Origin of the sequence: Pseudarthrobacter sp. NPDC058119 (genome assembly GCF_042884655.1) — a bacterium.
Taxonomy (GTDB): Bacteria; Actinomycetota; Actinomycetes; order Actinomycetales; family Micrococcaceae; genus Arthrobacter.
Window position 1 is genome coordinate 564,033 of record NZ_JBHVTN010000002.1, and the last position, 26,497, is coordinate 590,529.

Annotated in this window: 26 protein-coding genes; 22 read left to right on the plus strand and 4 right to left on the minus strand. The window is 67.0% G+C overall.

The window, feature by feature from the left end; genetic code table 11:
* Positions 1-44: 44 nt before the first annotated feature.
* The gene (locus ACFVTD_RS07555; RefSeq protein WP_387560365.1) at positions 45-1,016 is read left to right on the plus strand and encodes a TM2 domain-containing protein; all 972 of its coding nucleotides are present in this window, start codon (positions 45-47) and stop codon (positions 1,014-1,016) included.
* A gap of 83 nt (positions 1,017-1,099) precedes the next feature.
* On the opposite strand, the gene ACFVTD_RS07560 is transcribed toward ACFVTD_RS07555, so the two are convergent.
* Complete coding sequence (locus tag ACFVTD_RS07560; RefSeq protein ID WP_387560368.1) at positions 1,100-2,335, minus strand: heparan-alpha-glucosaminide N-acetyltransferase domain-containing protein; 1,236 nt, start codon at positions 2,333-2,335, stop codon at positions 1,100-1,102.
* A gap of 159 nt (positions 2,336-2,494) precedes the next feature.
* Between ACFVTD_RS07560 and ACFVTD_RS07565 the strand changes: the two genes are divergently transcribed.
* The 7 genes from ACFVTD_RS07565 (at position 2,495) to ACFVTD_RS07595 (ending at position 10,464) form a co-directional block, all read left to right on the plus strand.
* Positions 2,495-2,980, plus strand: a complete 486-nt coding sequence (locus ACFVTD_RS07565) for a hypothetical protein (protein WP_387560371.1) — start codon at positions 2,495-2,497, stop codon at positions 2,978-2,980.
* Between the two features lie 58 nt (positions 2,981-3,038).
* On the plus strand, positions 3,039-3,947 hold the full coding sequence (dapA, locus tag ACFVTD_RS07570; RefSeq protein ID WP_387560373.1) for a 4-hydroxy-tetrahydrodipicolinate synthase: 909 nt from the start codon (positions 3,039-3,041) through the stop codon (positions 3,945-3,947).
* 40 nt (positions 3,948-3,987) lie between these two features.
* Complete coding sequence (locus tag ACFVTD_RS07575) at positions 3,988-5,679, plus strand: ribonuclease J (protein ID WP_387560376.1); 1,692 nt, start codon at positions 3,988-3,990, stop codon at positions 5,677-5,679.
* Positions 5,680-5,819: 140 nt separating this feature from the next.
* Positions 5,820-8,708, plus strand: coding sequence for a DNA translocase FtsK (locus tag ACFVTD_RS07580; protein WP_387560379.1), 2,889 nt, complete (start codon positions 5,820-5,822; stop codon positions 8,706-8,708).
* 17 nt (positions 8,709-8,725) lie between these two features.
* Entirely contained in the window at positions 8,726-9,367 is a 642-nt protein-coding gene (gene pgsA, locus ACFVTD_RS07585) for a CDP-diacylglycerol--glycerol-3-phosphate 3-phosphatidyltransferase (protein WP_387560382.1), read from the plus strand.
* Positions 9,364-9,843: a CinA family protein gene (locus ACFVTD_RS07590; protein ID WP_387560385.1), complete on the plus strand. Its 480-nt coding sequence runs from the start codon at positions 9,364-9,366 to the stop codon at positions 9,841-9,843. The genes pgsA and ACFVTD_RS07590 overlap by 4 nt, the downstream gene beginning before the upstream one ends.
* Positions 9,844-10,011: 168 nt before the next feature.
* Positions 10,012-10,464, plus strand: coding sequence for a helix-turn-helix domain-containing protein (locus ACFVTD_RS07595; RefSeq protein ID WP_018771597.1), 453 nt, complete (start codon positions 10,012-10,014; stop codon positions 10,462-10,464).
* A gap of 70 nt (positions 10,465-10,534) precedes the next feature.
* Here ACFVTD_RS07595 and ACFVTD_RS07600 read toward each other — a convergent pair whose 3' ends face one another.
* Positions 10,535-11,074 carry a MarR family winged helix-turn-helix transcriptional regulator gene (locus ACFVTD_RS07600; RefSeq protein WP_387560388.1) on the minus strand — a complete coding sequence of 180 codons (540 nt, stop codon included), beginning with the start codon at positions 11,072-11,074 and terminating at the stop codon, positions 10,535-10,537.
* Positions 11,075-11,115: 41 nt separating this feature from the next.
* On the opposite strand from ACFVTD_RS07600, the gene ACFVTD_RS07605 reads away from it, so the two are divergent.
* From ACFVTD_RS07605 to dapF, 6 genes are all read left to right on the plus strand, one after another.
* Positions 11,116-11,340 (plus strand): DUF3046 domain-containing protein, encoded by a 225-nt coding sequence (locus ACFVTD_RS07605; protein ID WP_307492932.1) that lies wholly within the window; start codon positions 11,116-11,118, stop codon positions 11,338-11,340.
* A gap of 225 nt (positions 11,341-11,565) precedes the next feature.
* Entirely contained in the window at positions 11,566-12,621 is a 1,056-nt protein-coding gene (recA, locus tag ACFVTD_RS07610; protein WP_056338727.1) for a recombinase RecA, read from the plus strand.
* A 120-nt stretch (positions 12,622-12,741) separates the two neighbouring features.
* The gene (locus ACFVTD_RS07615; RefSeq protein ID WP_387560541.1) at positions 12,742-13,242 is read left to right on the plus strand and encodes a regulatory protein RecX; all 501 of its coding nucleotides are present in this window, start codon (positions 12,742-12,744) and stop codon (positions 13,240-13,242) included.
* A 3-nt stretch (positions 13,243-13,245) separates the two neighbouring features.
* Entirely contained in the window at positions 13,246-14,802 is a 1,557-nt protein-coding gene (miaB, locus tag ACFVTD_RS07620) for a tRNA (N6-isopentenyl adenosine(37)-C2)-methylthiotransferase MiaB (RefSeq protein WP_387560392.1), read from the plus strand.
* A 3-nt stretch (positions 14,803-14,805) separates the two neighbouring features.
* Positions 14,806-15,702, plus strand: a complete 897-nt coding sequence (gene miaA / locus ACFVTD_RS07625) for a tRNA (adenosine(37)-N6)-dimethylallyltransferase MiaA (protein ID WP_387560395.1) — start codon at positions 14,806-14,808, stop codon at positions 15,700-15,702.
* 44 nt (positions 15,703-15,746) lie between these two features.
* Positions 15,747-16,691, plus strand: coding sequence for a diaminopimelate epimerase (gene dapF, locus ACFVTD_RS07630; protein WP_387560398.1), 945 nt, complete (start codon positions 15,747-15,749; stop codon positions 16,689-16,691).
* Here dapF and ACFVTD_RS07635 read toward each other — a convergent pair.
* Entirely contained in the window at positions 16,663-17,286 is a 624-nt protein-coding gene (locus ACFVTD_RS07635; RefSeq protein WP_387560401.1) for a class I SAM-dependent methyltransferase, read from the minus strand. The two genes, dapF and ACFVTD_RS07635, sit on opposite strands and share 29 nt — an antisense overlap.
* A gap of 436 nt (positions 17,287-17,722) precedes the next feature.
* Between ACFVTD_RS07635 and hflX the strand changes: the two genes are divergently transcribed.
* Both hflX and ACFVTD_RS07645 read left to right on the plus strand, forming a co-directional pair.
* Entirely contained in the window at positions 17,723-19,300 is a 1,578-nt protein-coding gene (gene hflX, locus ACFVTD_RS07640; protein ID WP_307492924.1) for a GTPase HflX, read from the plus strand.
* Complete coding sequence (locus tag ACFVTD_RS07645) at positions 19,293-21,350, plus strand: ATP-dependent DNA helicase (RefSeq protein WP_387560404.1); 2,058 nt, start codon at positions 19,293-19,295, stop codon at positions 21,348-21,350. The genes hflX and ACFVTD_RS07645 overlap by 8 nt, the downstream gene beginning before the upstream one ends.
* Positions 21,351-21,414: 64 nt before the next feature.
* Here ACFVTD_RS07645 and lexA read toward each other — a convergent pair whose 3' ends face one another.
* Complete coding sequence (gene lexA, locus ACFVTD_RS07650) at positions 21,415-22,149, minus strand: transcriptional repressor LexA (RefSeq protein WP_387560407.1); 735 nt, start codon at positions 22,147-22,149, stop codon at positions 21,415-21,417.
* A 356-nt stretch (positions 22,150-22,505) separates the two neighbouring features.
* Here lexA and ACFVTD_RS07655 point away from each other — a divergent pair, with 356 nt between their 5' ends.
* From ACFVTD_RS07655 to priA, 6 genes are all read left to right on the plus strand, one after another.
* Complete coding sequence (locus tag ACFVTD_RS07655) at positions 22,506-22,856, plus strand: LysM peptidoglycan-binding domain-containing protein (protein WP_307492918.1); 351 nt, start codon at positions 22,506-22,508, stop codon at positions 22,854-22,856.
* A 69-nt stretch (positions 22,857-22,925) separates the two neighbouring features.
* A complete protein-coding gene (locus ACFVTD_RS07660; protein ID WP_387560411.1) occupies positions 22,926-24,044 on the plus strand; it encodes a histidinol-phosphate transaminase in 1,119 nt (372 codons plus the stop codon).
* A 62-nt stretch (positions 24,045-24,106) separates the two neighbouring features.
* Positions 24,107-24,733, plus strand: a complete 627-nt coding sequence (hisB, locus tag ACFVTD_RS07665) for an imidazoleglycerol-phosphate dehydratase HisB (protein WP_141160952.1) — start codon at positions 24,107-24,109, stop codon at positions 24,731-24,733.
* A complete protein-coding gene (gene hisH / locus ACFVTD_RS07670) occupies positions 24,730-25,488 on the plus strand; it encodes an imidazole glycerol phosphate synthase subunit HisH (RefSeq protein WP_387560414.1) in 759 nt (252 codons plus the stop codon). Before hisB ends, hisH begins: the two co-directional genes overlap by 4 nt.
* Entirely contained in the window at positions 25,489-25,647 is a 159-nt protein-coding gene (locus ACFVTD_RS07675; RefSeq protein ID WP_387560416.1) for a hypothetical protein, read from the plus strand.
* Between the two features lie 83 nt (positions 25,648-25,730).
* Positions 25,731-26,477, plus strand: coding sequence for a bifunctional 1-(5-phosphoribosyl)-5-((5-phosphoribosylamino)methylideneamino)imidazole-4-carboxamide isomerase/phosphoribosylanthranilate isomerase PriA (gene priA, locus ACFVTD_RS07680; RefSeq protein ID WP_141160950.1), 747 nt, complete (start codon positions 25,731-25,733; stop codon positions 26,475-26,477).
* Positions 26,478-26,497: the final 20 nt, after the last annotated feature.

Here is a 26,497-nt window from a genome sequence, read left to right on the forward strand (position 1 = left end):
CCCGCACCCACACCGCACCCCACTTCTGACCAGAAGGACCAGCAATGAGCCACCCGAATTTTCCCCAGCCACCCCACAATGGCCCGGCCGCCCCACCCATCCCACCGGCACCCTCCACGTACGGTGGACAGCCCGATTTCCAGGGGCAGTACCCTGCGGGTCCGCAGGCGGAATACCAGCCCGGGCCCCACGGCAACTATTTCCCCTCCGGCGGCCCCGGAAAGTCGTTCATCACCACGTGGATCCTGTCCCTCCTGCTGGGAACATTCGGCGCGGACCGCTTCTACCTGGGCAAGACCGGTTCGGCTGTCGCCAAGCTCTTGACCGCCGGAGGCTTGGGTGTCTGGGCTCTCGTTGACCTGATCATGACCCTGACGGGGAACACCCGGGACAAGGAAGGCCGCCCGCTGGAGGGCTACCCGGAGAACAAGAAGAAGGCCTGGATCATCACCGGCGTCCTCTGGCTGGTGAGCATCATCACCGCAATCCTGCTCACCCTCATGTCCCTTGCCCTGGCCGGCGCCGCCCTTGAGCAGCGGAAGAACCCGGCAGCCCCTGGCGTTCCGTCGGCCTCACAGGCTGCTCCGGCGCCGTCCAACGGAGCAGCCCCGCCAAGCGGATCCGCTGCCGGCGCGAACTCCTTTGTGGCCACCGTCTCGGAAGGCAACACCGTCAATGTCGGCGTCCTCGACTCCATCTACACCACGGAAATTCCGGGCATGACGTACCTTCAGCCCAAGAATGGCGGATTCCTGGCCGTCAAGGTCTCCTGGGAGACGCTGACGGGGAGCAGCTTCTCCAGCCCCTCGAACTTCACGGTCTTCGACGCTGACGGCAAAGAGGGCGAACTGGTCTACCTTGATGACGGCATGGGCGCCCTGCCCACCGATGAAGTTGGTGCCGGCGATCTCCGCGAGGGCGTTATCGCGTTCGACGTGAAGAAGGGTCCGGTCCAGGTTGTCCTGAATGATGACTACGGCGACAAGGCGGCCACCTTCACGCTGACGCCGCAATAGCAGCCGGTGCCTGACCTGGACCCGTGCCCCCAGTGGGGGCGCGGGTCCTTTTCATTCCGCCCGCGCACTGCCCGGAGGGAATGTCAGGAGAGGGCCTTGAAGCCTCCCCGGCCCACCAGGGACGCCGTATGGCCCACCCACTCCAGCGGCCCGCGCCACCGCAGCCGGGCGAAAACGATGCCGATCGTGACGGCGGTGGCCGCCTGGGCAAAGAACATCCCGTCCTCCGTCCAGCCGGCGGGAAGGGGCTTCAGGTAAAAGCCGGAGACAACCCAGACGTGCACGGTGTACAGGGTCAGCGTCATGGCGCCGGCCCCGCGCAACGGTAGCAGCAGGTCCAGGTCCACCCACTCGGCCAGGCGCTCCCGGAGCAGGCAGGCGCCGATCACGGCAGCAGCCACCGCCGAGGTATGCAGCAGGTCGAGCGGGGTTCCCGAGTGCGGTGCCGCTGACGCCAGCCACCACCAGGAACCCTCCTGCTGGATGCCGGTCAGGTTCACCTGCAGGACGCTGTCCAGCGGGTACCCCGGAGCGTTAAGGACCTGCTCCAGCGCCGCACGGCCACCCCAGTCTTCCATGGCCGCCGTACCCAGGGCCTTGGCTGCCACGGCCACCACGGTTCCGATGGCCAGCAGCAGCACCGGGATGACGGCCTTGCCGAGGGCCAGGCGGCCTATCACGAGTCCCACCAGCAGGTAGGACAGCCACTGGAACACGGGGTAGTAGCCCGTGAAGAAGACATCCGCGAGCAGCCGCGACGGCGTACCCAGGTCGTCCCAGCCGGGGTTGTGGCCCAGTTTCAGCGGCGGCTCGGGGGCCAGCAGCCAAGGCCGCAGGAGGTACGCGAGCACCGGCGACGCAAGGATCCATCCGGCGGCCCACGCACACAGCGGCTTCACCCCGAGCCCCAGGAAAGGGAGGATGCACAGGAACAGCACGGCGTAGTGGACCAGGATGATGGCCACGTTCACTTCCAGGCCGCCCAGGGTAAGCCCGACGGCGGCAACCACCAGGGCGCGCAGTGCCACGCCGCGCCGGGCGGCGGAGAGTTGGGCGCCCCCGAGCGGCGTGTCCTTCCCGGTGGAGAGGGCGAGCCCCACGCCGGCCAGCACCGCGAAGAGGGCGGCGGCCCGGCCGGAGAAGGTGAGGCCAATCCAGGTCGGCGTGAGGTCTGCATTTGATTCGAAGGTGGGCAGCAGGTGCGTGGCCATCATGCCCAGCAGGGCCACGCCCCGCGCGGCGTCGATGCCCCGCAGGCGCCCCGGTTGCCGGCTTCCAGGGGCCTTGCGGGACCGGGTGGCCGGAGAGCGGGACGTCATGACCAGATCGTCTCACATGCACCCCCGGCGCAGCTTGTCACAGCAGGGCCGGCCCGGCGCAGGCTTCGGGACGGCCGGCCCGTCCGGCCAGCCACGCGCCATCCCAGGGGTCTCTGCACATCCTTGTGTTCGAATATATGTTCGAATAACATTGCAGTTATGGAGATGAGACCAGCAGGAAGCCCCGCACCCCGGGGGCAGCGGCGCCAGCAGCACGGGTCCGGGCGGGCGGCGGCGCGTCCAGGTGACCTCCCGGCGGACAATCCGCAGTCCGCCGGCCGGTCGGGCACTATCAACCCCGCCACCGGGCCGGCCCTGGATAAGCGCTCCGGTGGCGGGCCCCTGAGGGCGATGAGTCCGGGAGTGGTGGATTACCTGTTCCGCCAGCTGGTTTCGGGCAGGCCGGCCGAGGATGTGGCGTGGCAGCGGGAGGGCATCAGCCTCAGCGCCCAGCCCGAAGGGGCGGAACTGGCCCGCCGGCTTGCCGAAACGGACCTGGATGCGCTGACGCCCACGGAGTTGTTCCACTATGTGCGGGCGGCGCAGCGTCTCGCATCATGGGCAGAGGGCCTGCGCCAGTCCGCCGTCGGCCGCTATTGCCATGCCGGGGCGGACGCGCCGCGGCCGGGGCGGCAGGGTATTTGACGCTCGTCACGTCCGTGGCATTGTCCTAACCAGCCGGGGACAGGGTAACGTTTTTTCCATGGCTGACTCTTCCGCGCACATCCCTGCCCTCGGTACCCTCCTGACCGCCATGGTCACGCCGTTCACCAAGGACGGCGCAGTGGATTACGACCAGGCGGCAGCGCTGGCCAGCAAACTGGTCGACGACGGCTGCGACGGCCTGGTGGTCACCGGCACCACCGGCGAAACCTCCACGCTGACGGACGAAGAGAACCTCGGCATGTTCCGCGCCGTCAAGGACGCCGTGGGCGGCCGCGCGGCCATCATCGCCGGCACCGGCACCAACGACACCGCGCACTCGGTGCACCTTTCCCAGCAGGCAGCCGCCCTCGGCGTCGACGGCCTCCTCCTGGTGACCCCTTACTACAACAAGCCCAGCCAGGCCGGCGTCCGCGCGCACTTCGAGGCCATCGCCTCCGCCGTGGACGTCCCCGTCATGCTCTACGACATCCCCGGCCGGTCCTCCATTCCGATCGAGCCCGACACCATGATCCGGCTGGCCCAGCACCCCAACATCGTCGCCGTGAAGGACGCCAAGGCGGACCTCACCGCAGCCACCCGCGTCATGGCCGAAACTGACCTCCTGTTCTACTCGGGCGATGACGGGCTGACCCTTCCCTGGATGGCGCTGGGCGCCGTCGGACTGGTCGGGGTCACCACCCACGTCGCCACCCGCCGCTTCCGCGAGCTCATCGACGCCGTCAACGCCAATGACCTTGGGACCGCCCGCAAGATCAACTTCGAGCTGCAGCCCGTGGTCCGCGCCACCATGACCCGCGTCCAGGGGGCCGTGGCGGCCAAACAGATTCTTAAATGGCAGGGAGTCCTGCCCAACTCGATTGTCCGCTTGCCCCTCGTGGAGCCGGACGAAACCGAGATCGAAACCATCCGCGGGGATTTGGCGGAAGCGGGGCTGGTCTTCTCCTGAGGCTAAGACCGGCACCCTTCCGCCTGGAAAGAAGTGCACTATGACCCAAACTGCCCTTACCGGCCTCGTCACCCCTCCGCGCCTGCCCCAGGGCACCCTGCGGATCGTCCCGCTTGGCGGGCTGGGGGAGATCGGCCGGAACATGGCCGTGTTCGAAATCGGCGGCAAACTGCTGATCGTGGACTGCGGCGTCCTCTTTCCCGAGGAAACCCAGCCCGGCGTTGACCTGATCCTGCCGGACTTCTCCTACATCGAGGACCGGCTGGACGACGTTGTGGCCGTGATCCTCACCCATGGCCACGAGGACCACATCGGCGCCGTGCCGTACCTGCTGCGCCTGCGGAACGACATCCCGCTGGTCGGTTCGCAGCTGACGCTTGCCCTCATTGAGGCAAAGCTGCAGGAGCACCGGATCAGGCCCTACACGCTGACCGTCGAAGAAGGCCAGGTGGAGAAATTCGGGCCGTTCGAATGCGAGTTCGTCGCCGTCAACCACTCCATCCCGGATGCCCTCGCGGTGTTTATCCGCACCGCCGGCGGCACTGTCCTGCACACCGGTGACTTCAAGATGGACCAGCTTCCGCTGGACGGACGCATCACCGACCTGCGCCACTTCGCCAAGCTGGGCGAAGAGGGCGTTGACCTCTTCATGTCCGACTCCACGAACGCAGACGTCCCCGGATTCACCACGGCCGAGAAGGAAATTGGGCCGACCCTGGAGCGGCTTTTCGGCCAGGCCACCAAGCGCATCATCGTGGCGTCCTTCTCCTCCCACGTGCACCGCGTGCAGCAGGTCCTTGACGCTGCCGCCAAGCACAACCGCAAGGTGGCCTTCGTGGGCCGCTCCATGGTCCGCAACATGGCCATTGCCGAGAAGCTGGGCTACCTGGACGTCCCTGCCGGGCTGATCGTCGACATCAAGAACATCGACAACCTGCCGGACAACCGGGTGGTCCTGATGTCCACCGGTTCCCAGGGCGAGCCCATGGCGGCCCTGTCCCGGATGGCAAACGGCGACCACCGGGTGGTGGTGGGGGACGGTGATACCGTCATCCTGGCCTCCAGCCTCATCCCCGGCAACGAAAACGCCGTCTTCCGGATCATCAACGGCCTCCTCAAGCTGGGCGCCGACGTGATCCACAAGGGCAACGCCAAGGTGCACGTCTCCGGCCACGCCGCTGCCGGCGAACTGCTCTACTGCTACAACATCCTCGAGCCGCTCAATGCGATGCCGGTGCACGGCGAAACCCGCCACCTGATCGCCAACGGCAAGATCGCCATCGAGTCCGGCGTCCCGGAAGCCAGCGTCATCCTCGCGGATAACGGCACGGTCATCGACCTCCGCGACCACCAGGCAGACATCGTGGGCCAGGTGGAAGTGGGCTTTGTCTACGTGGACGGCTCCAGCGTTGGCGAGATCACGGACGCCGACCTCAAGGACCGCCGGATCCTGGGCGACGAAGGGTTCATCTCGATCATCACGGTGATCCACCGCGCCACCGGCAAGGTGGTGTCCGGCCCGGAGATCCATGCCCGCGGCGTTGCCGAAGACGACTCTGTCTTCGACGACATCATCCCCAAGATCAACGCGGCCCTGGAAGAAGCGGTCCAGAACAATGCCGACCACACCAGCCACCAGCTCCAGCAGGTGGTGCGCCGCGTCGTAGGCACCTGGGTCAACCGCAAGCTGCGCCGCAAGCCCATGATCATCCCGGTGGTCCTCGAGGCCTGATAGTCCATGCCGCCGGCTCCGGCCCGCCCTCCCCGCCACCGGCAGGAGTGCGGGCCGGAGGCCTTTAACTGCCGGCAGCGGGGGTGCTCCCGGCCCCGATATCCCCGGAATCACAGCATGCTTCCGGTAGCGTAACTACTATGGCCACACGTACTACTTCCGCGCCCAAAGGTACCGGCAGGGGCAGCTCCGGCAGCAAATCCGGGAGCTCCACAGGCCGCGGAACCGGCTCCGCCGCCGGCAGGGCGGGGCGTGGCGGCTCATCCAGCACCGCACGCACCCGCCAGCTTCCCGCCGTCGAACACCACCAGCCGTGGCTGCTGCGCGTGGTGGGGGGCGCATGGCTTGGCGTGGGCCACCTGGTGGGCGGTGGAGTGCGCCGCATCGGCCACGACGTCAGCGACCTTCCGGCCGAGGACCGCCGCGACGGCGCCGCCCTGTTCAACCTGGCGCTCGGCGTCTTCATCGCCACGTTCGCCTGGTGGGGACTGACGGGCTGGTTCCCGGACGCCGTCTACGCCGTGGTGAACGGCACGTTCGGCTGGATTTCGCTGCTGCTCCCGCTCATGCTCTTCGTCTGCGCCTTCCGGCTGTTTCGGCAGCCCTCCGACGGCCGGGGCAACAACAGGGTGGGCATCGGCTTCCTGATCATGACATTCGCCGGCTGCGGCCTGGCGCACATCCTGGGCGGCCAGCCCACGGTGGCCGACGGCTTCGACGGGCTCCGCACAGCGGGCGGCATGCTCGGCTTCCTGGCCGCCACACCGCTGGCCGCCATCCATCCCGCCGTGCCCGTGGCCCTCTACGGCGTGCTCGCCTTCGTATCCGTGCTGATCATCACGGCCACCCCGTTCACTGCCATTCCACGCCGCATCCGTGGTGCGTACGAGCACCTCATGGGCATCGACCTGATGGACCAGGAACGCGCCGACGTCCACGACCGGAGCTACCTCGAGCGGACGGCACCCGCCGCACCCAAAAAGAAGAAGCGGAAGCTCTTTGGCAAGGACCAGGAGGCCGAGCCAGGCCTCGAGGGCTACGTCGGTGACGAAGCCTTCGAGCACGCCGTCATTGACGACGACGAGGGCGAACCGGCGCGGCCCGCGCCCGGAGTGCGGCGGCCCACCCAGGCGGAGATCGCCGTCGAGAAGATCAAGGCCGCCCAGGGCCTGGGCGCCGGTTCGCAGGCGGCCCCGCCGGAAAACGCCACCGAAGCCATCCCCCTGGTCATTCCCGGTGCCGCGGCCCCCGGCAAGCCCGCCGCCGCGCCCACGGTGCCCTCGAACCCGGTGGCGCCCGCGCCGCCGCCCGTTCCCATCCCGCAGCGGACCGAGCAGCTCTCGCTCGCCGGCGACGTGACCTACACCCTCCCGGCCTCGGACTTCCTGACCCCCGGGTCCATCCCCAAGGAGCGCACGGAAGCCAACGACGCCGTCGTCGCCGCCCTCACCGACACCCTGACCCAGTTCAACGTCGATGCCACCGTCACCGGCTTCAGCCGCGGCCCCACCGTCACCCGGTACGAAATCGAACTCTCGCCCGGCACGAAGGTGGAGCGCGTCACCGCCCTGTCCAAGAACATCTCCTACGCCGTGGCCTCCAGCGACGTGCGCATCCTCAGCCCCATCCCGGGCAAGTCCGCCATCGGCATCGAGATCCCCAACACGGACCGCGAAACGGTCTCCCTGGGCGATGTCCTCCGCAGCCAGAACGCACGCCGCACGGACCACCCCATGGTGATGGGCGTCGGCAAGGACGTGGAGGGCGGCTACGTGGTGGCCAACCTGGCCAAGATGCCCCACCTCCTGGTGGCCGGTGCCACCGGCGCCGGTAAGTCGTCCTTCGTGAACTCGATGATCACGTCCATCCTGATGCGGGCCACACCGGACGAGGTCCGCATGGTCATGGTGGACCCCAAGCGCGTGGAACTGACCGCTTACGAGGGCGTCCCGCACCTCATCACGCCCATCATCACCAACCCCAAAAAGGCCGCCGAGGCGCTGCAGTGGGTGGTACGCGAAATGGACGCCCGGTACGACGACCTCGCCAACTACGGCTTCAAGCACATCGACGACTTCAACAAGGCCGTCCGTGCAGGCAAGGTCCAGCCGCCGGTGGATTCCAAGCGCGTCATCCGGCCCTACCCGTACCTGCTGGTGATCGTGGACGAACTCGCCGACCTTATGATGGTGGCGCCGCGCGACGTCGAAGACTCGATCGTCCGCATCACCCAGCTGGCCCGCGCGGCCGGCATCCACCTGGTCCTGGCCACCCAGCGCCCGTCCGTGGACGTGGTCACCGGCCTCATCAAGGCCAACGTGCCCTCACGCATGGCCTTCGCGACGTCCTCCGTCACCGACTCCCGCGTGGTCCTGGACCAGCCCGGCGCCGAGAAGCTGATCGGCCAGGGTGACGCCCTCTTCCTGCCCATGGGCGCCTCCAAGGCCATGCGTGTCCAGGGAGCCTGGGTCACCGAATCGGAGATCCACAAGGTGGTGGAGCACGTCAAGGGTCAGCTGCAGGCCGTCTACCGTGACGACGTCGCCCCCGAAGCGGAAAAGAAGCAAATTGACGACGACATCGGGGACGACCTCGAGGTGCTGCTGCAGGCCACCGAGCTGGTGGTCACCACGCAGTTCGGCTCCACCTCCATGCTGCAGCGCAAGCTCCGGGTCGGGTTCGCCAAGGCCGGCCGGCTCATGGACCTCCTTGAGTCCAGGGGAGTGGTGGGCCCCTCCGAGGGTTCCAAGGCCCGCGACGTCCTGGTCAAACCCGACGACCTCGCTGCCGTCCTGGCCGCCATGAAGGGCCAGGAACCGCCGGCAGCTGCCGATTCCCAGACGGCCGCGCTCAGCGACAACGCCAACGCCAACATCGCCCAGGGCGGCTACGCCGAGGACCTGGTGGCCGCGGACCTGGACCAGCGGAAGCAGAACGTCGAATATTACGACGGCTCCGACTCCGCACCAGGCGGCTACGGCGATGACGACGACGGCTCCGAGGACGCCTGGTCCCTCACCGGGCGCTAGGCCGGTAGCCTAGAAACGTGACTAGCACCGATGCAACCGCCGCCGGCCAGGGCCGTGCCGGGGTCTGGAACCTTCCCAACGTCCTGACCATGATCCGCATCGCGCTGGTCCCGTTCTTCGTGTGGTTCCTCGTGGCGGACGCCCCCGGGCTGCACGGCACCTCCGGACCGTGGCGCTGGGCAGCCGTGGCTGCGTTCGCCGTCGCCATCTACACGGACAAACTCGACGGCGACATCGCCAGGAGCCGGAACCTGGTCACGGACTTCGGCAAGATCGCCGACCCCATCGCCGACAAGCTGCTCATCGGCTCCGCGCTGGTGATGCTGTCCCTGCTGGGTGAGCTCCCCTGGTGGGCCACTGTGGTGATCCTGGTCCGGGAATGGGGCATTACCGCCCTGAGGTTCTTCGTGATCCGCTACGGCGTCATCCCCGCCTCCCGCGGCGGCAAGCTCAAAACGGTGGTCCAGACCGCGGCGATCTTCCTGTACCTGCTGCCGCTCGGGGCGTTCGCGCCCTGGATGTCCTGGGTGGCGTTTGCGGTCATGATGGCAGCCGTGGCGATCACGCTGTGGACCGGCGTTGAGTACGTGGTTGAGGCCCTGCGCCTGCGTGCCAGGGGCAAGCGCCAGGCAGGAGCCGAGGGGCGGGAGCAGGCATGAGCAACCTTCACCAGCTGGCGGCCCAGGCTGTCCGGCAGGCACTTGAGTCCGGACGGACCGTTGCCACCGCAGAGTCATTGACGGCCGGGATGGTGTCCGCTGTCCTGGCTGACACCCCAGGTGCCTCCGGCATGCTGCAGGGCGGGGTGGTGGCGTACCAAAACTCCGTGAAGGATGCGGTGCTGCACGTGCCCACCGACCTGCTGGCCCGAGCCGGCTCCGTCGACCCCGACGTCGCCCGCGCCATGGCGGACGGGGCGCGCACTGTCCTGGGCGCCGACGTCGGGGTTTCCACCACCGGCGTCGCCGGTCCGGAAGCCCATGACGGCAAGCCCGTCGGCCGGGTCTACATCGGCATTGCCACCGCCGCAGGCACCGCCGGTTTCGAGTACTCCTTCACCGGAAGCAGGCCGGACATCCGCGCCGCGGCCTGCGCCTCCGCCCTCGAACGACTCCTCGAGGCCCTCGCCGGCTGAGCCCTGCCGGCCGCCAAGTTACCGCGCGTAAAGTTGCCGGGAACAAAAGCCACTACCGATTAGTTACTACATTGTGTCGCTTCCGGAGAGCGGAGGCGCCTAGGATGAAATGACCAAGACAGGTTCGCCGGCGGCGGACCTGACCAATGAGGGAGCAAGGCGATACAGATGGTAAAGCAGCCCGTATCCGTAAACGGCGTTGTCCGCTGGAAGGATGTGGGCCTCGCCGAACAGGCTAAGAGCGAACAGAAGGAGCGCAAGATGGTAGTACTTCGTCACGAAATCGGTGATGTCCTGCGCGATGTCCGCCAGCGTCAGGGGCGCACGCTCCGTGAAGTTTCGCACAGCGCCCGTGTCTCCCTGGGATACCTCAGCGAAGTGGAGCGCGGCCAGAAGGAAGCATCGTCAGAGCTTCTGTCCTCGATCTGCTCGGCACTGGATGTTCCGCTGTCAAGCATGCTCCGTGAGGTCAGCGACCGCGTGGCAGTAGCCGAAGGCGTCGCAGTTCCGGACACCGTTCCGCAGGAATTCTCCCAGCGTTACGGCCGTGACCTGGAACGCGACCTCAACACTGAACTGAACGACGAACTCTCCACGGGCCTCCTCTCCGGAGCCCGGTAAGGCGGCCCACCCCAGGGTGGGCGCCGGACAGCAGGAAGCCCCCGGCCATGCCGGGGGCTTCCTGCTGTCGTCAATCCTCGTGCGCCCGCTCCGGTGAGGGCGGCCCATCGGCGGCTTCCTTGGGGAACCCGTCGCGCTCATAGGTGGAGTTCAACCTTGCCATGCAGCGGGCCAATTCCTCCAGGTCCTCCACCGGCCACTCGCGCAGCCGCTCCTGGAAGACCTGGCGCCTGGCGTCCTGGACCTGGTGCATCTTCTCTTCGCCCTTCGGCGTCAGCCGGATCGACTGCGCCCGGCGGTCCAGGGGGTCCGCCTCCTTGGACACCAAGCCAAGGCTTTCCAGGAACGCGATCTGCCGGCTGACCGACGGCTTGCCCACCCCGATGTTCATGGCCAGCTCGGTGAGCCGGATGGGTCCTTCCCGGCGGATAATCGTCAACAGCCCGTACGCCGCCGGCTCCATGTCCGGGTGGACCTCGCGCGAAAGCTGGTTGGAGATGGCCCGCGCCCGCCGCCAAAAAAGGCTGATCTGGTGTTCAACATTCTGCAGCGCGGTGTCGGCGGCGTCGTTGCCTGTGTCGTGCCGCGGCGGGTCCGGGGAGTTGCTCATGGCAACAATTCTAGGGTCCACAATCATGAGAGGATTTACCGATGCGAATCAGCGAGTACTGGCGCCTGATGGATGACGAGTTCGGTGCGGGATACTCCCGCGTGCTGAGCAGCACCCTGGTCCTTGCCGGCGTTGGCGGGCGCACCGCTGACCAGGCCCTGGCGGCCGGGGTTGAGCCGCGCCGGGTCTGGCTTGCGGTCTGCGACGTCCAGGATGTCCCGACGGAACGGCGGCTTGGCCGCGACATCGCCCCGCGCCGCGACTAGCGGAGGGGATGGGCGCTGTCCGGCGGCCGGAGTCCTGCCGGCGGACACGCCGCAAGAGCTCCACTCTTCGAATACCTGTTCGGATAAGGCTATGATTTTTTCATCGGGTTTATCCACATAGCCGTTGTCCTCCGGCCGGAATGTCAGTGGGTCCCCCTAGCGTCAGAGATGACCAACACAACGGCCGCGAAGGCCACCATCGAGAAAGCATTAGAGGTGTCAACCATGGCGGCAGCCCCGGATCGTGCAAAAGCGCTGGAAGCAGCGCTTGCCCAGATTGACAAGCAGTTCGGCAAGGGCTCGGTCATGCGCCTGGGCGACGAAGTCCGCGCTCCGATCGAAGTCATCCCCACCGGCTCCATCGCCCTGGATGTCGCCCTGGGCATCGGCGGGCTCCCGCGCGGCCGCGTCATCGAAATCTACGGTCCTGAATCCTCAGGTAAGACCACCGTTGCCCTGCACGCGGTGGCGAACGCCCAGCGCGCGGGCGGGATCGCAGCCTTCATCGACGCCGAGCACGCCCTGGACCCTGACTACGCCGCCAAGCTGGGCGTGGACACCGATGCCCTCCTGGTCTCACAGCCGGACACCGGCGAGCAGGCCCTGGAAATCATGGACATGCTGGTCGGCTCCGGTTCGCTGGATGTCATCGTCATCGACTCCGTTGCCGCTCTGGTGCCGCGCGCAGAAATCGAAGGCGACATGGGCGACAGCCATGTCGGCCTCCAGGCGCGCCTCATGAGCCAGGCCCTGCGTAAGATCACCGGCCGCCTGAGCCAGACCAAGACCACCGCCATCTTCATCAACCAGCTCCGCGAAAAGATCGGCGTCTTCTTCGGTTCCCCCGAAACCACCACCGGCGGTAAGGCCCTGAAGTTCTACGCGTCGGTCCGCATCGACGTCCGCCGGATCCAGACCCTGAAGGAAGGCGCGGACTCCGTCGGCAACCGGACCAAGGCCAAGATCGTCAAGAACAAGATGGCTCCGCCCTTCAAGGTTGCCGAGTTCGACATCATCTACGGCCAGGGCATCTCCCGCGAGGGCGGCATCATCGACATGGGCGTGGAGCACGGCATCATCAAGAAGTCGGGTTCCTGGTTCACCTATGATGGTGACCAGCTCGGCCAGGGCATGGAAAACTCGCGCCGTTTCCTCCGTGACAACCCGGAGCTGGCCGCCGAGCTGGAGCGCCTCATCAAGGAAAAGCTGGGTGTCGGCGTCAAGCCTGCCGAGGATGAGTCCAAGGACGCACCAAAGCTGAAAGCCGTCGACGGGTTCTAGCCCTTGACCGGCCCACGAACACGGCGGACCCGTTCCGGCAGCCCCTCGACAGGGGCGCCGGACGGGTTTGCCGTCCCTGAGGACCCGCAGGAGGCGGACGCCGAACCGGACCCGTTCTCGGTGGCGCAGGCCATCGTCTACCGGCAGCTGACAGCGGCTCCCAAAAGCCGGCTGCAGCTTGCCCGGAAACTGGCGGAGCGGAACATCCCGGAACACGTCGCCGAGGCCGTACTGGACAAGTTCCAGGACGTCCGGCTGATCAACGATGCCGAATTTGCCGACATGTGGGTCAGGAGCCGGGCCCAGTCCCGGAAGCTGGCCAAAGGCGCGCTCCGGCGGGAGCTCGCCGAGAAGGGCATCGACCAGGAAACAGCTGCTTCGGCCCTGGAACAGCTGACCGACGCCGATGAGGAAGCCGCGGCCCGCGCCCTGGTGGAACGCAAGCTCCGCCCCGGGACAGACCTCGCCGGTCCCGGCGAACGGGACAAAGCGGTGCGGCGGTTGGCCTCCATGCTGGCCCGCAAGGGCTATCAACCCTCCCAGGCGTTCCGGATCGTCAACGATGTCCTCAATTCGCGGCAGGACAGCGACAGCGACCCACTCCAGAGCCGGTACCCTTAACGGGTGAGTTTGACCATTCCTTCCCCCCAACCCGGCGCCACCCCTTCCGTCGAAGCAGGGACGGTCCCGCAATCCGGAGCCCAGCCCCGCACCTACCAGGTGCGCACCTTCGGCTGCCAGATGAACGTCCACGATTCCGAACGGATGTCCGGCCTGCTTGAGGCCGCCGGCTACGTCCCGGCCGAGGGTGAGCATGCCGATGTCGTGGTGTTCAACACGTGTGCAGTCCGGGAAAACGCGGACAACAAGCTCTACGGCAACTTGGGCATTTTGGCCCCCGTGAAGGTGGCCAACCCCGGCATGCAGATCGCCGTGGGCGGTTGCCTGGCGCAAAAAGACCGCGAGAGCATCCTCAAGAAGGCGCCATGGGTGGACGCCGTGTTCGGTACCCACAACGTCGGGGCCCTTCCGGCCCTCCTGGACCGGGCCCGGCACAACAATGAAGCGCAGCTGGAGATCCTGGAGTCCCTGGACGTCTTCCCGTCAACGCTCCCCACTAAACGTGACTCTGTTTATTCGGGCTGGGTGTCCATCTCCGTTGGCTGCAACAACACCTGTACTTTCTGCATCGTCCCGGCACTGCGCGGCAAGGAAAAGGACCGCCGGCCCGGAGAGATCCTTGCGGAGATCCAGGCTCTCGTGGACGACGGGGCCATCGAAGTCACCTTGCTCGGCCAGAACGTCAACTCCTACGGGGTGGAATTCGGGGACCGGCAGGCGTTCTCCAAGCTGCTGCGGGCCTGCGGAGAGATCGAGGGGCTCGAGCGCGTCCGCTTCACCAGCCCGCACCCGGCCGCCTTCACCGATGACGTCATCGACGCCATGGCAGAGACGCCCAACGTGATGCCGCAGCTGCACATGCCGCTGCAGTCCGGCTCGGACAGCATCCTCCGGGCCATGAAGCGTTCCTACCGGTCCACCAAGTTCCTGGGCATCCTTGACAAGGTCCGCGAAAGGATCCCGCACGCCGCCATCTCCACCGACATCATCGTCGGCTTCCCCGGCGAAACGGAAGAGGACTTCCAGGCAACCCTGGACGTGGTCGAAAAGTCCCGCTTCGCCACCGCCTTCACCTTCCAGTATTCGAAGCGTCCCGGCACACCGGCGGCCGACCTGCCCGACCAGCTCCCCAAAGCCGTGGTCCAGGAACGCTTTGAACGCCTCACCGCCCTCCAGGACCGAATCGCCGCGGAAGAAAACCGGAAGCAGCTAGGCCGCCGGCTCGAAGTCATGGTCACCGCCCAGTCCGGGCGGAAGTCGGAGGAAACCCACCGGCTCTCCGGCCGGTCGCAGGACCAGCGGCTGGTCCACTTCTCGGTCCCGGAGGGTGCACCCGCCCCCAGGCCCGGAGACCTGGTCACCGTCACCATTACCGAAGCCGCTGCCTTCCACCTCGTGTCTGATCCGACGCTTGAGGACTACAGCCTGCGCCGGTCACGGGCAGGGGACGCGTGGGACAGGTCCCAGGCCGACTCCTGCGGGGCACCATCCCCGGCTTTACCCGGGGAACGCAAGGGCGTCTCCCTCGGCATGCCCGCACTGCCGCTGCGCACCCGCTGACAGGTGGCTGCCCCGCCTGTCATCGCCGTCGTCGGTCCCACCGGCTCAGGCAAGTCCGACCTCGCCGTCAACCTTGCCCTCGCCCTGGACGGCGAGGTCATCAACGCAGATGCCATGCAGTTCTACCGCGGCATGGACATCGGCACCGCCAAGATCACCATGGCCGAGCGCAGGGGAGTGCCGCACCACCTCCTGGATACCCTGGACGTAACCCAGGAAGCCAGCGTTTCCGACTTCCAACGCGATGCCCGCGGCGCCATCGACGCCATCCATGCGCGCGGCAAGCGCGCCATCCTGGCCGGTGGCTCCGGGCTGTACGTCCGGGCCGCGCTGGACGTACTGGAGTTCCCCGGGACCGATCCGGCGCTGCGTGCCCGGCTTGAAGTGGAGCACGCCGAACTCGGTACCGAAGCACTCCTTGCCAGGCTCCGGACCGTCGATCCTGCCTCCGCCGCCCGGGTCTCCGATGCCCGGCGGATCATCCGTGCCCTCGAGGTGCACGAACTTACCGGACGGCCCTTCAGCTCCTTCATGCCCCGGCGGGAGTATCACCGGCCCGCCATCCAGCTGGGCCTCAGCGTGGACCGCGAGGTGCTCCGGGACAGGTTGGCCGCACGTGTGCACCGGATGGTGGACGCGGGCCTGCTGGACGAAATCCGGATGCTCGATGCCAACGGCCTGCGCCGCGGCAAAACCGCGTCCCGTGCGCTGGGCTATGCACAGTTCCTGCGGGCCCTGGACGGTGAATCCACAGTACAGGCCGCCGCGGAGGAGACCATCGTGGCCACCCGGCAGTTCGCCCGGCGCCAGCTGACGTGGTTCCGTGCCGATCCACGCATCGTCTGGCTCGACTGGCAGGACCCCGGGCTCCTGGGCAAGGCCCTGGAACTGTCCCGGTAGCGGCGGTTTCAGGACGGACAGCTTCCGCCGCTACGCTTGGAATCATGAATGCTACCCCCGCGGAAACCACCGGACCTGCCCTGCGCACCCTGAGCGGCCTCCGCTTCTCCAAGGGGCACGGCACCGGCAACGATTTCGTCCTGGTGGCCGACCCTGAGGGGATGCACGAGATCGGCGCGGGCCAGGCTGCCGCCCTGTGCGACCGGCACCGCGGGATCGGCGCGGACGGCCTGATCAGGGCCGTCCCGTCCCGCTTCCTGCCAGAGGGCCAGGAATTGCTCGCCGGCGCCCCGGACGCGGAATGGTTCATGGATTACCGCAACGCCGACGGCTCCCTGTCAGAGATGTGCGGCAATGGGGTAAGGGTCTTCGTCCACTTCCTCCGGACCGAGGGACTGATCGACCTGCCCGACGGCGGATCGCTCACCATCGGCACCCGGGGCGGCGTCAAGACCGTGGTCCGGACCGGAGACGGCTACGCGGTGGACATGGGACCCTGGGAGTTCATCTTCCCCGGTGACGCCAGCGCGAAGGCCATGGATTCCTTGGTCACCGCCGACGGGCTGGAGGTTGCCCGGCCGGCCCTCTCCGTGAGCATGGGCAACCCGCACACGGTGGTGGCGCTTGCCGAACTCTCGGAGCTCACGGGCACCCGGCTCTTCACCGCCCCCAAGGTTGAGCCGGTTCCGGCGAACGGGACCAACGTGGAATTCGTGGTGCCGGCCGAACCGCTGGTCCATGACGGAGTGGGATCCGTGACCATGCGGGTGCACGAGCGCGGCGTGGGGGAGACCCAGTCCTGCGGGACCGGTGCCTGCGCTGCCGCCGTCGCCATCAGGCACTGGGCCGGCGCGGAAGCCCCGGACGCCTGGCGGGTCCACGTTCCCGGCGGAGTGGTGGGCGTGAAGTTCTTTGCCGGCCCCGGCGGGCACGAGCATGTGGAGCTCAGCGGCCCCGCCGTCATCGTGGCGAGTGGGACGCTTTCCTGACCGCCAGGATCCGGAAGGACTTTGCCGTCGACTCGCGGGTCACGGTGAAGGAGCTGTCCAGTTCGGCCGCCAGCCAGCGCTGAAGCGAATCGGAGCCCAGGTTCTTCTGCACCACCAGCCATGCCGTCCCGCCCTCTGCCAGGCGCGGCAGCCACATTTTGAGCAGGGCATGCAGTTCGTCCTTGCCGATCCTGATGGGCGGGTTGGACCAGATGGTGTCGAAGCGGATCTCCGGATCCACGGACCCGGGGGTGCTGGCGACGACGTTGGCCAGCCCCAGTGCGGCAGCGTTCTCGTTGGTCAAGGTGATGCAGCGTTCGTTGACGTCCACGGCGTAGACCCTGGAAGCGGGTGCCAGCAGCGCCATGGTGAGCGCCACGGGTCCCCAGCCGCATCCGATGTCCAGCAGGTTTCCCTTGGGATGCGGCGCCGGGACGCCGGCCAGGAGCACCGCGGTGCCTTTGTCGATGCCGTCGGGACTGAAGATCCCCTGGGAGGTCTGGAGCCGCCGCGCCTCACCGGCCAATTCCACCGTCAGGGGCTTCCTGGTAAAGGGGCCGGCAGGTGACGGGCTGAAATAGTGTGCGGACTCCATAACTGGCCAGAGTAGTTCCCCCTGCAGCGTAATGGGAAACCGGCCCGCAGCCGCTCTGCTACGCTGGCGTACATGTTCCTGATCTTCGAGTAGCTGGTACGGGCCGCGCCCGTCCCGCACACTGTCCTCCCGCGACAGTCCGTCCCGCAGCGACGCAGGTTTCCGTACCTTCCGCTTTGCGCACCGGCCAGGCTTTTCCGCCCGCCCGGCCGCCGGACACAACTCGAAAGTCAGCCCCCTGCTGCACTTCGCGCCCTTGGTCCGGCTTTTCCAGCCCTGCCGCCGTCCTGACGCGGCCCTCAAGCCCCGGCATCGCAGCCGGCGGCGAAACAACCAGGAGAACTGAATGACCGCAGGCCGTCAGCCCAGCGCGAATACTTATCAACATCGAGCCAATCAGCACTATTCTGGAACTGCCGAATCTTCAAAGGAGACCATGACCAGCCAGCCCAATTCCGGTTCCGATCCAGCCACCCAGGACATGAGTCCGCAGGAGATCCAGGCTGTCATCGACCGGATCCTCGCCAAGGACGTCCCCGCCAGGAATGCCGGCACGTCCGGCGGTGAAGGCGGCAGCGGAAAGGCCGTGTTTGGCAAGGCCCAAGCCATTTCCCGGCTCGACGAAGAACATTCAACGTACGACGGCGACCAACAGGACCTCGAGGAACGGCGTGCACTGCGCCGCAGGGCGGGTCTGTCCACCGAGCTTGAGGACGTCACCGAGGTTGAATACCGGCAGCTGCGCCTGGAACGCGTGGTCCTGGCCGGGCTTTGGTCCGAGGGGACGCTGGCCGACGCCGAAAACTCACTGCGCGAGCTGGCCGCCCTGGCCGAGACCGCCGGTTCGGAGGTCCTCGACGGGTTGGTGCAGCGCCGCGACAAGCCGGACCCCGGGACGTTCCTGGGTTCCGGCAAGGCCCAGGAACTGAAGGACATCGTCATGGCCACCGGCGCGGACACCGTGGTGGTGGACGCCGAACTGGCACCTTCCCAGCGCCGCGGCCTCGAAGACATCGTCAAGGTCAAGGTCATCGACCGGACAGCCCTGATCCTGGACATCTTCGCCCAGCATGCCAAGAGCCGCGAAGGCAAGGCACAGGTGGAACTGGCGCAGCTGGAATACCTGCTTCCCCGCCTGCGCGGCTGGGGCGAGTCGATGTCCCGCCAGGCCGGCGGCCAGGTGGGTGGCGCCGCCGCCGGCATGGGCTCGCGTGGTCCCGGTGAGACCAAGATCGAACTGGACCGGCGCCGGATCCGTACCCGCATGGCCAAGCTGCGGCGCGAAATCGCCGCAATGAAGCCGGCACGCGAGACCAAACGGGCCAACCGCCGTCGTAATGAAGTACCCTCCGTGGCCATCGCCGGGTATACCAACGCCGGCAAGTCCTCGCTGCTCAACCGGCTCACGGACGCAGGAGTCCTCGTGGAGAACGCCCTGTTCGCCACGCTGGATCCCACTGTCCGCAAGGCCGAAACCGCTGACGGCCTGGGGTACACCCTGGCCGACACCGTCGGATTCGTCCGCTCGCTGCCCACCCAGCTCGTGGAAGCCTTCCGCTCCACCCTGGAAGAGGTGGCGGACTCGGACCTGATCCTGCATGTGGTGGACGTTTCGCACCCCGATCCCGAAGGTCAGATCGCTGCGGTCCGGAAGGTCTTCAGCGAAGTCGACGCGCGCAAGGTCCCTGAGATCATCGTCCTGAACAAGGCCGATGCGGCGGACCCTTTCGTGGTGGAGCGGCTGAAACAGCGCGAGCCGCGGCACGTGGTGGTCTCGGCCAGGACCGGGGAGGGCATCCCGGAACTGCTGAAGGCCATCAGCGAATCCATTCCCCGGCCATCGGTCAAGATGGAGCTGCTTATTCCCTACGACCGCGGAGACCTGATCAGCAAGCTCCACGAGTCAGACGCCGAGATCCTCAGCCTGGACCACATCGAAGCCGGGACCAGGGCTGCGGTGATGGTCCGGGAGGGCCTCGCGTCCGAACTGGAACAATTCGTCGTCAATGACTGATCCCGCTGCCGGCGAAGCTGCGCAGACGGCCGGCGAGCAGTTCGTTATCGAACTGCTCGACCGCGCCGTCGCCGGCATGGGCGGACAAAGCCGCACCGGACAACACGAAATGGCCCGCCAGGTGGCCCGGGCCATCGAAACCGGAAACCACCTCCTGGTCCAGGCCGGCACCGGCACCGGCAAATCGCTGGCCTACCTGGTACCGCTGATCGCCCATGCCCTGGAAAGCAACAAGCCCGCGCTGGTCTCCACGGCGACCCTGGCGCTCCAGACCCAGATTGTGGGGCGGGACCTGCCCCGGCTACTGAAGAACATCACGCCGGCGCTGGACCGGCCGGTCAAGGTGGCCCTGGTCAAGGGCAGGTCCAACTACGTGTGCCGCCACAAGCTTGAAGGCGGGTTCCCGTCCGAGGAACCGTCGGAAGGGCAGCTGTTCTCCCTGGGGGAGGACACCAGTGTTCCGCACTTTGCTGCCTCGGTGGGCGGACCGTCGTCGCAGCTGGGCAAGGAAGTTGTGCGGTTGCGCGAGTGGGCGGAGAAGACGGCCACCGGCGACCGCGACGAGCTGCTGCCTGGCGTGACCGACCGTGCATGGCGGCAGGTTTCCGTTACCTCGATGGAATGCCTCGGGGCCCAAAAATGCCCGATGGCCGCCGAATGCTTCAGCGAGCTTGCCCGGCAGGATGCCGCCGAGGCCGACGTGGTGGTGACCAACCACGCCATGCTGGCCGTGAGCGCGTTTGAGGGACTGGCAGTCCTGCCCGAATACGACGTCGTGGTGGTGGACGAAGCCCACGAACTGCAGGACAGGGTGACCGGTGCCGTGTCCGGGCAGCTGTCCGTCGCCATGGTGCACGCCGCCGCTTCCGGCGCGCGGAAACATACCGCCATTACCGTTGATGCGCTGAACGCCGCAGCTGCCAACCTGGAAATGGCCCTCGCGGGCGCGCCCAACGGGCTGCTCCCCAACGGCCTGAACGATGAGCAACTCGACTGCGTGGACCAGTTGCGTGAAGCGTGCCGGGCTGCGTTGTCCGATTCCAAAGGGGACAGCAACACCACGGCCGACGGCGGGCGGCAGCTGGCGCGTTCCCGGCTAATGCTCATCCTGGAACTTTGCGAGCGGCTGATCGCCGCCCGGGAAAACCGGGAGGTGGTGTGGTTCTCCCGCGCGAGCACCTTCGATCCGGGCCAAGGCTATTCGCAGCCCGATGACAGTGCTCCGGTCCTGGTCAACATTGCACCGCTTTCCGTCGCCGGGCGGCTCCGGGAAGGGCTCTTCGCCGACCATACCGTCGTGCTGACCTCTGCCACCCTGGCGATCGGTTCCGCGTTCGAACCGGCCGCAGGAGGCCTGGGCCTGCTTGGTGACGGCGCGCCCAGCTGGACGGGCGTGGATGTTGGATCGCCCTTTGACTACCCGAAACAGGGCATTCTTTACGTTGCCGGCCACCTGCCCAAGCCTGGCCGGGGTGTCTCCCCGGAGGCCCTGGCCGAACTCGAAGCGCTCATCAAGGCCTCCAACGGGGGAGCGCTCTGCCTGTTCTCGTCGCGGCGGGCGGCTGAGGAAGCTGCCGATGCCCTCCGCCCGAAGCTCGGCATGACTGTCCTCTGCCAGGGGGAGTCGACCATGACCGCCTTGGTCAAACAATTCGCGGACGAACCGGACACCTGCCTCTTCGGAACCATGTCCCTGTGGCAGGGCGTTGATGTTCCCGGTGGATCCTGCCGGCTGGTCGTGATTGACCGCATCCCCTTCCCGCGGCCGGACGACCCACTCATGACGGCGCGTTCGCGTGCCGTGGCGCACGCAGGCGGAAACGGTTTCATGTCTGTTTCCGCCACACATGCTGCCATACGGCTCGCCCAAGGGGCCGGCCGCCTGATCAGGTCAACCGGCGACAAAGGCGTGGTGGCAGTCCTGGACTCGCGGTTGGCCACCGAACGCTATGCGGGATTCCTGCGCGGCGCCCTCCCGCCGTTCTGGGCCACCACTGACCGCGCCAAGGCGCTGGCAGCCCTCAGCAGGCTGGGCGCCCACGCGTCCTGAGATCCGGCGCGTCCTGGGAACCGCCGGACAGCGCCTGCGCGGATGCCGCGCAGGCGTTCGGGGGCTAGAGCGAACGCAGGACCGAGACGACCTTGCCCATGATGGTGGCATGGTCACCCAGGATCGGTTCGTACTGGGTGTTCTGCGGCAGCAGCCAGGTGTGGCCATCGCGCTGGCGGAAGGTCTTTACGGTGGCCTCGTCATCCAGCAGAGCAGCGACAATGTCACCATTGGCGGCGTCGGCCTGGCGCCGCACCACTACCCAGTCGCCGTCGCAAATGGCGGCATCCACCATGGAATCGCCGGCCACCTTGAGCATGAAAAGTTCACCCTGGCCAACCAGCTGGCGGGGCAGCGGCATGACGTCTTCGACGAGTTGTTCGGCAAGGATGGGGCCACCGGCGGCAATCCGGCCGACCAGCGGAACCATGGCTGTGTCCAGTGCGGTGGGCAGCTCCGTGACTGTGGCGCCGCCTCCTGCGGCCTGGGGCGCGGCAGGCGTGCCCCCACCTTTGCCCCCGCCATCGAGCGTGAGCGGCATCAACACTTCCATGGCACGCGGCCGCTTGGGGTCGCGCCGAAGGTAGCCCAGCTTTTCCAGCTGCGAGAGCTGGTGGGTCACGCTTGACAGGCTGGCAAGGCCCACCGTGTCGCCGATTTCCCGCATGGACGGCGGATACCCGTTCTCGTTAACGGAGCGCTGGATGGTCTCGAGGATCTTCTTCTGCCGGGGAGTCAGCCCCTTGGTGGTCCTCTTGGATTGCGGGGCGGTCCTGCCCCCGGCGGCTGCTGCTGCCATATTCGCCATTGCCTTTCGCTTGCCGCCAAACCTTCCGCCGGGCGCTGTTCCGCGGTTCCGGTGGAAGGACTCCCGCTGCCATTGTCAGACCCTGCTGATCAACTTCAGGAGTGGTTGTTCCTGGTTCCAAAACTAGGCCAGCCATAGTGCTTTTTCAAACATTTGTTCTAGCGAGTCTCGACAATGTTCGTTGATAGGTGCTAAAACTAAATCAGCAAAGTTCGAATATGTGTTCTAACCAGTAGATGCCTCCTTCGAATACGCGGCCGGAAGATTGCGCGGCGGCGGTATGGAACGGCAAGGGCGTTGGCGGGCGGACACCCGGGCAGCACGGCAAGTCCAGGAGGGCTTAGTTCATGTCAGCTTTATCACTTCACCAGGTTTCACCTTCGTCTGCACCCCTGCGGCTGACCCGCCGGGGGAGGATCGTCCTGATCGGGGTTCCGCTCGTAGTCCTGGCTGTTCTCCTGCTGTCACTCGCCGGGTTTTTCCATTCCCCGGCCAAGGCCTCGGACTCGGCCGCGGACCTCGCAGTGACCCCCACCGTTACGGTGACGGTACAGCCCGGACAGTCTTTGTGGGCCATTGCCGGTACGGTTGCGCCGGACCGGGACGCCCGCGACGTCGTGGCAGACATCGTCCAGCTCAACAACCTCGACGCCGGCACCGTCCTTCCGGGCCAGCAGCTGTTCGTTCCCACGCACTGAGTGGGCTGCCGGGGCTGGGCGGCAACCGTCACATTTTCCGGCGGTTGCCGCGGCAACTAAACTGTTCAGGTGAACCAGCAGCTAGAACGTCTGAACCGGCTTCCCCTCCGCAGCAACCTTCGCGGCCTGACTCCCTATGGGGCCCCCCAGCTGGACGTCCCCATCCTGCTGAACGTCAACGAAAACACCCATGGTGTTCCCGCCGATGTGCGGGCAGCCATTAGCGCTGCCGTTACGGAAGCCGCCGCGGGCCTCAATCGCTACCCGGACCGCGAGTTCACGGCGCTGCGTAAGGCCCTGGCGGAATACCTCGGGCATGGGCTCGACGAAACCAACCTGTGGGCAGCGAACGGTTCGAATGAGGTCCTGCAGCAGATCCTCCAGGCGTTTGGCGGCCCGGGCCGCACCGCCCTCGGTTTCCCGCCCACGTACTCCATGTACCCGTTGCTGGCCAGCGGAACGGACACGCAGTACATCACCGGGGAACGCGCGGAAGGCTATGACCTCAGCGCCGAGTCCGCCGCGCGCCAGGTCAAGGAACTCCAGCCGAACATCGTGTTCCTCTGCTCGCCCAACAATCCCACCGGGACCGGGCTCGGACTGGACGTCGTGGAAGCTGTCTACGACGCCGGCGCGGACAGCCAGGCCATCGTCATCGTCGATGAGGCCTATCACGAGTTCGCACACGACGGAACGCCCAGCGCACTGACGCTCCTGCCCGGCCGTGAGCGGCTCATCGTCTCCCGCACCATGAGCAAGGCCTTCGCCCTGGCCGGTGCACGGCTCGGCTATATGGCCGCCGCCCCCGAGGTGGCCGATGCCCTGCGGCTGGTGCGCCTGCCGTACCACCTGTCCGCCATCACCCAGGCCACCGCCCTTGCGGCCCTTGAACACCGCGAAGCGCTGATGGCCGACGTCCAGGACATCAAGAAGCAGCGGGACCGCATCGTGGCCGAGCTGATCCGGATGGGACTTAAGCCCGCAGCGTCGGACTCCAACTACGTGTTTTTCGGCGGCCTGGAAAACCCGCACCAGGTTTGGCAGGAACTCCTTGACGCCGGCGTGCTCATCCGGGATGTGGGCATCCCCGGCCACCTCCGGGTTACGGCGGGCACTGAGGCGGAAACCACAGCGTTCCTGGCCTCCCTGGAACGCATCCTTGCCGGCCACGCCGCGCTTCACGCCTAGACTGGATATTGCGGCGCTGGACGCCTTGAACCACTTCTTCTCCCACAAAGGATCCCTTCACCATGAGTTCAACCGGATCGAATACGGCTGCAGCCCGGACCGCCCGCATGGAGCGTGCCACCAGCGAGTCCTCCGTACTCGTGGAGATCAACCTGGACGGCACGGGAGTCTCGGACATCGACACCTCGGTGCCGTTCTACGACCACATGCTGACGGCCCTGTGCAAGCACTCGTTGATCGACATGACGGTCAAGGCCACCGGGGACACCCACATCGACGTCCACCACACCGTTGAGGACGTCGCCATCACCTTCGGTGAAGTCCTGCGGACCGCCCTCGGCAACAAAGCGGGCATTCGCCGGTTCGGTGAGGCCACGGTGCCGCTGGACGAGGCCCTGGCGAACGCAGTGGTGGACGTTTCCGGCCGCCCCTACCTGGTGCACGGCGGTGAGCCCGCCGGCCAGGAATACCACCTCATTGGCGGCCACTTCACCGGCTCCCTGACCCGGCATGTGTTTGAAGCCATCACGCTGCACGCCGGCATCTGTCTGCACATGAACGTGCTGGCCGGCCGGGACCCCCACCACATCGTTGAAGCCCAATTCAAAGCCTTTGCCCGCGCCCTCCGCGCCGCCGTCGAACCCGACCCCAGGGTTGAGGGCATTCCCTCCACCAAGGGTGCGCTGTGAGTGGCCAGGAACTGAGGGACGGGGCAATCATCGACCCCTCGGCGTCGCGCAGGCTGCCGTCACCCGAGGGCAAGCCCACCGTCACGGTGCTTGACTACGGTTCCGGGAACGTCAGGTCCGCGGTACGCGCCCTCGAGCGCGCCGGCGCGGAAGTGATCCTGAGCGCCAAACCGGAGGATGTCCTGAACGCGGACGGCCTGGTGGTGCCCGGCGTCGGCGCGTTCGAAACCGTGATGCGCGAACTCAAAGCCGTGGACGGCATCCGGCTCATCGGCCGGCGCGTGGCCGGCGGACGTCCGGTGCTTGGCATCTGCGTTGGCCTGCAGGTCCTGTTCGAAGCCGGCGTGGAACACGGCACCGAAGCCCAGGGCATCGGTGAATGGCCCGGAAAGGTGGAGGCACTTCCGGCTGAGGTCGTACCGCACATGGGCTGGAACACCGTCAAGGTCCCTGAAGGCTCAAAGCTCTTTGCCGGCGTCGAAAACGAACGGTTCTATTTCGTGCACTCCTACGGCGTGCAGGAGTGGAACTTCGACGTCATCCAGCCGCGGATGGCACCGCCCCTGGTGACCTGGTCCGAGCACGGCGGCCCGTTCATCGCCGCCGTCGAAAACGGCCCGCTCTGCGCAACCCAGTTCCACCCCGAAAAATCCGGAGATGCCGGCGCGCGGCTCCTGCGCAACTGGGTGGAGGGCCTGCGCAGGCCGGACGCCGCTGGTTCCGGTGCCCCGGCGAACGCCGGCAGTGTCGCCTAGATGTGGTCCGTACTCCTGATGGGCCTCGCCGGCCTGCTGATTGGCGGCGGCATTTCGTTCCGGCAGCAGGCCAGGCCCCTGTGGCTCCAGGTGTCGTTCTATGTCCTGGCTGCCATGGCACTGGTTGCCGCCTACCTGCTCACGCTGCCGGGTAATTGACCGTCCAGGGGCGGCACGGAGCATTGACGCCACCGGGCGGCCCCGTTTTAGTCCTAACCGAAGAACCAACACCGAGGATGAGTATGACCACCGCACATGACCTGCCGGTACTTGAACTCCTGCCCGCCGTCGACGTCGTCAACGGCCAGGCCGTCCGGCTGGTCCAGGGCGAGGCGGGCAGCGAAACCAGTTACGGAACACCGCTCGAGGCTGCGTTGAACTGGCAGCAGCAGGGTGCCGAATGGGTCCACCTGGTTGACCTGGACGCAGCCTTCGGACGCGGTTCCAACGCCGACCTGCTCCGCGAGGTGGTGGGCAGGCTGGACATCAAGGTGGAGCTCTCGGGCGGCCTCCGCGACGACGAAACCCTGGAGGCAGCGCTTGACCTGGGCGTCGCCCGGGTCAACCTGGGGACCGCGGCACTGGAAAACCCCGACTGGACCGCACGGGCCATCGAGCGCTTCGGCGACAAGATCGCCGTCGGCCTTGACGTCCGGGGCACCACCCTGGCCGGCCGAGGCTGGACGAAGGAAGGCGGGGACCTGTGGGACGTCCTGGGCCGCCTGGAGGAGGCCGGCTGTGCCCGCTACGTGGTCACGGATGTGACCAAGGACGGCACTTTGCAGGGCCCCAACGTTGAACTGCTGCGCCAGATGGTGGAGAAGACCGGTAAGCCCGTGGTGGCGTCCGGCGGCATTTCCAGCCTCGACGACCTCAAGGTCCTCCGCTCGCTTGTCCCCCTCGGCGTCGAAGGCGCCATTGTGGGCAAGGCACTCTATGCCGGTGCCTTCACGCTGCCCGAAGCCCTCGACGTCGCCGGCCGCCGCTAGGCCCGGGGAAGCAGCCCGGC

Coding starts and splice junctions, on each gene's coding strand:
- ACFVTD_RS07555 (WP_387560365.1), top strand. CDS start 45: ATGAGCCACCCGAATTTTCCCCAGCCACCCCACAATGGCCCGGCCGCC.
- ACFVTD_RS07560 (WP_387560368.1), bottom strand. CDS start 2,335: ATGACGTCCCGCTCTCCGGCCACCCGGTCCCGCAAGGCCCCTGGAAGC.
- ACFVTD_RS07565 (WP_387560371.1), top strand. CDS start 2,495: ATGGAGATGAGACCAGCAGGAAGCCCCGCACCCCGGGGGCAGCGGCGC.
- dapA (WP_387560373.1), top strand. CDS start 3,039: ATGGCTGACTCTTCCGCGCACATCCCTGCCCTCGGTACCCTCCTGACC.
- ACFVTD_RS07575 (WP_387560376.1), top strand. CDS start 3,988: ATGACCCAAACTGCCCTTACCGGCCTCGTCACCCCTCCGCGCCTGCCC.
- ACFVTD_RS07580 (WP_387560379.1), top strand. CDS start 5,820: ATGGCCACACGTACTACTTCCGCGCCCAAAGGTACCGGCAGGGGCAGC.
- ACFVTD_RS07590 (WP_387560385.1), top strand. CDS start 9,364: ATGAGCAACCTTCACCAGCTGGCGGCCCAGGCTGTCCGGCAGGCACTT.
- ACFVTD_RS07595 (WP_018771597.1), top strand. CDS start 10,012: ATGGTAAAGCAGCCCGTATCCGTAAACGGCGTTGTCCGCTGGAAGGAT.
- ACFVTD_RS07600 (WP_387560388.1), bottom strand. CDS start 11,074: ATGAGCAACTCCCCGGACCCGCCGCGGCACGACACAGGCAACGACGCC.
- ACFVTD_RS07605 (WP_307492932.1), top strand. CDS start 11,116: ATGCGAATCAGCGAGTACTGGCGCCTGATGGATGACGAGTTCGGTGCG.
- recA (WP_056338727.1), top strand. CDS start 11,566: ATGGCGGCAGCCCCGGATCGTGCAAAAGCGCTGGAAGCAGCGCTTGCC.
- dapF (WP_387560398.1), top strand. CDS start 15,747: ATGAATGCTACCCCCGCGGAAACCACCGGACCTGCCCTGCGCACCCTG.
- ACFVTD_RS07635 (WP_387560401.1), bottom strand. CDS start 17,286: ATGGAGTCCGCACACTATTTCAGCCCGTCACCTGCCGGCCCCTTTACC.
- hflX (WP_307492924.1), top strand. CDS start 17,723: ATGACCAGCCAGCCCAATTCCGGTTCCGATCCAGCCACCCAGGACATG.
- ACFVTD_RS07645 (WP_387560404.1), top strand. CDS start 19,293: ATGACTGATCCCGCTGCCGGCGAAGCTGCGCAGACGGCCGGCGAGCAG.
- lexA (WP_387560407.1), bottom strand. CDS start 22,149: ATGGCAGCAGCAGCCGCCGGGGGCAGGACCGCCCCGCAATCCAAGAGG.
- ACFVTD_RS07655 (WP_307492918.1), top strand. CDS start 22,506: ATGTCAGCTTTATCACTTCACCAGGTTTCACCTTCGTCTGCACCCCTG.
- hisB (WP_141160952.1), top strand. CDS start 24,107: ATGAGTTCAACCGGATCGAATACGGCTGCAGCCCGGACCGCCCGCATG.
- ACFVTD_RS07675 (WP_387560416.1), top strand. CDS start 25,489: ATGTGGTCCGTACTCCTGATGGGCCTCGCCGGCCTGCTGATTGGCGGC.
- priA (WP_141160950.1), top strand. CDS start 25,731: ATGACCACCGCACATGACCTGCCGGTACTTGAACTCCTGCCCGCCGTC.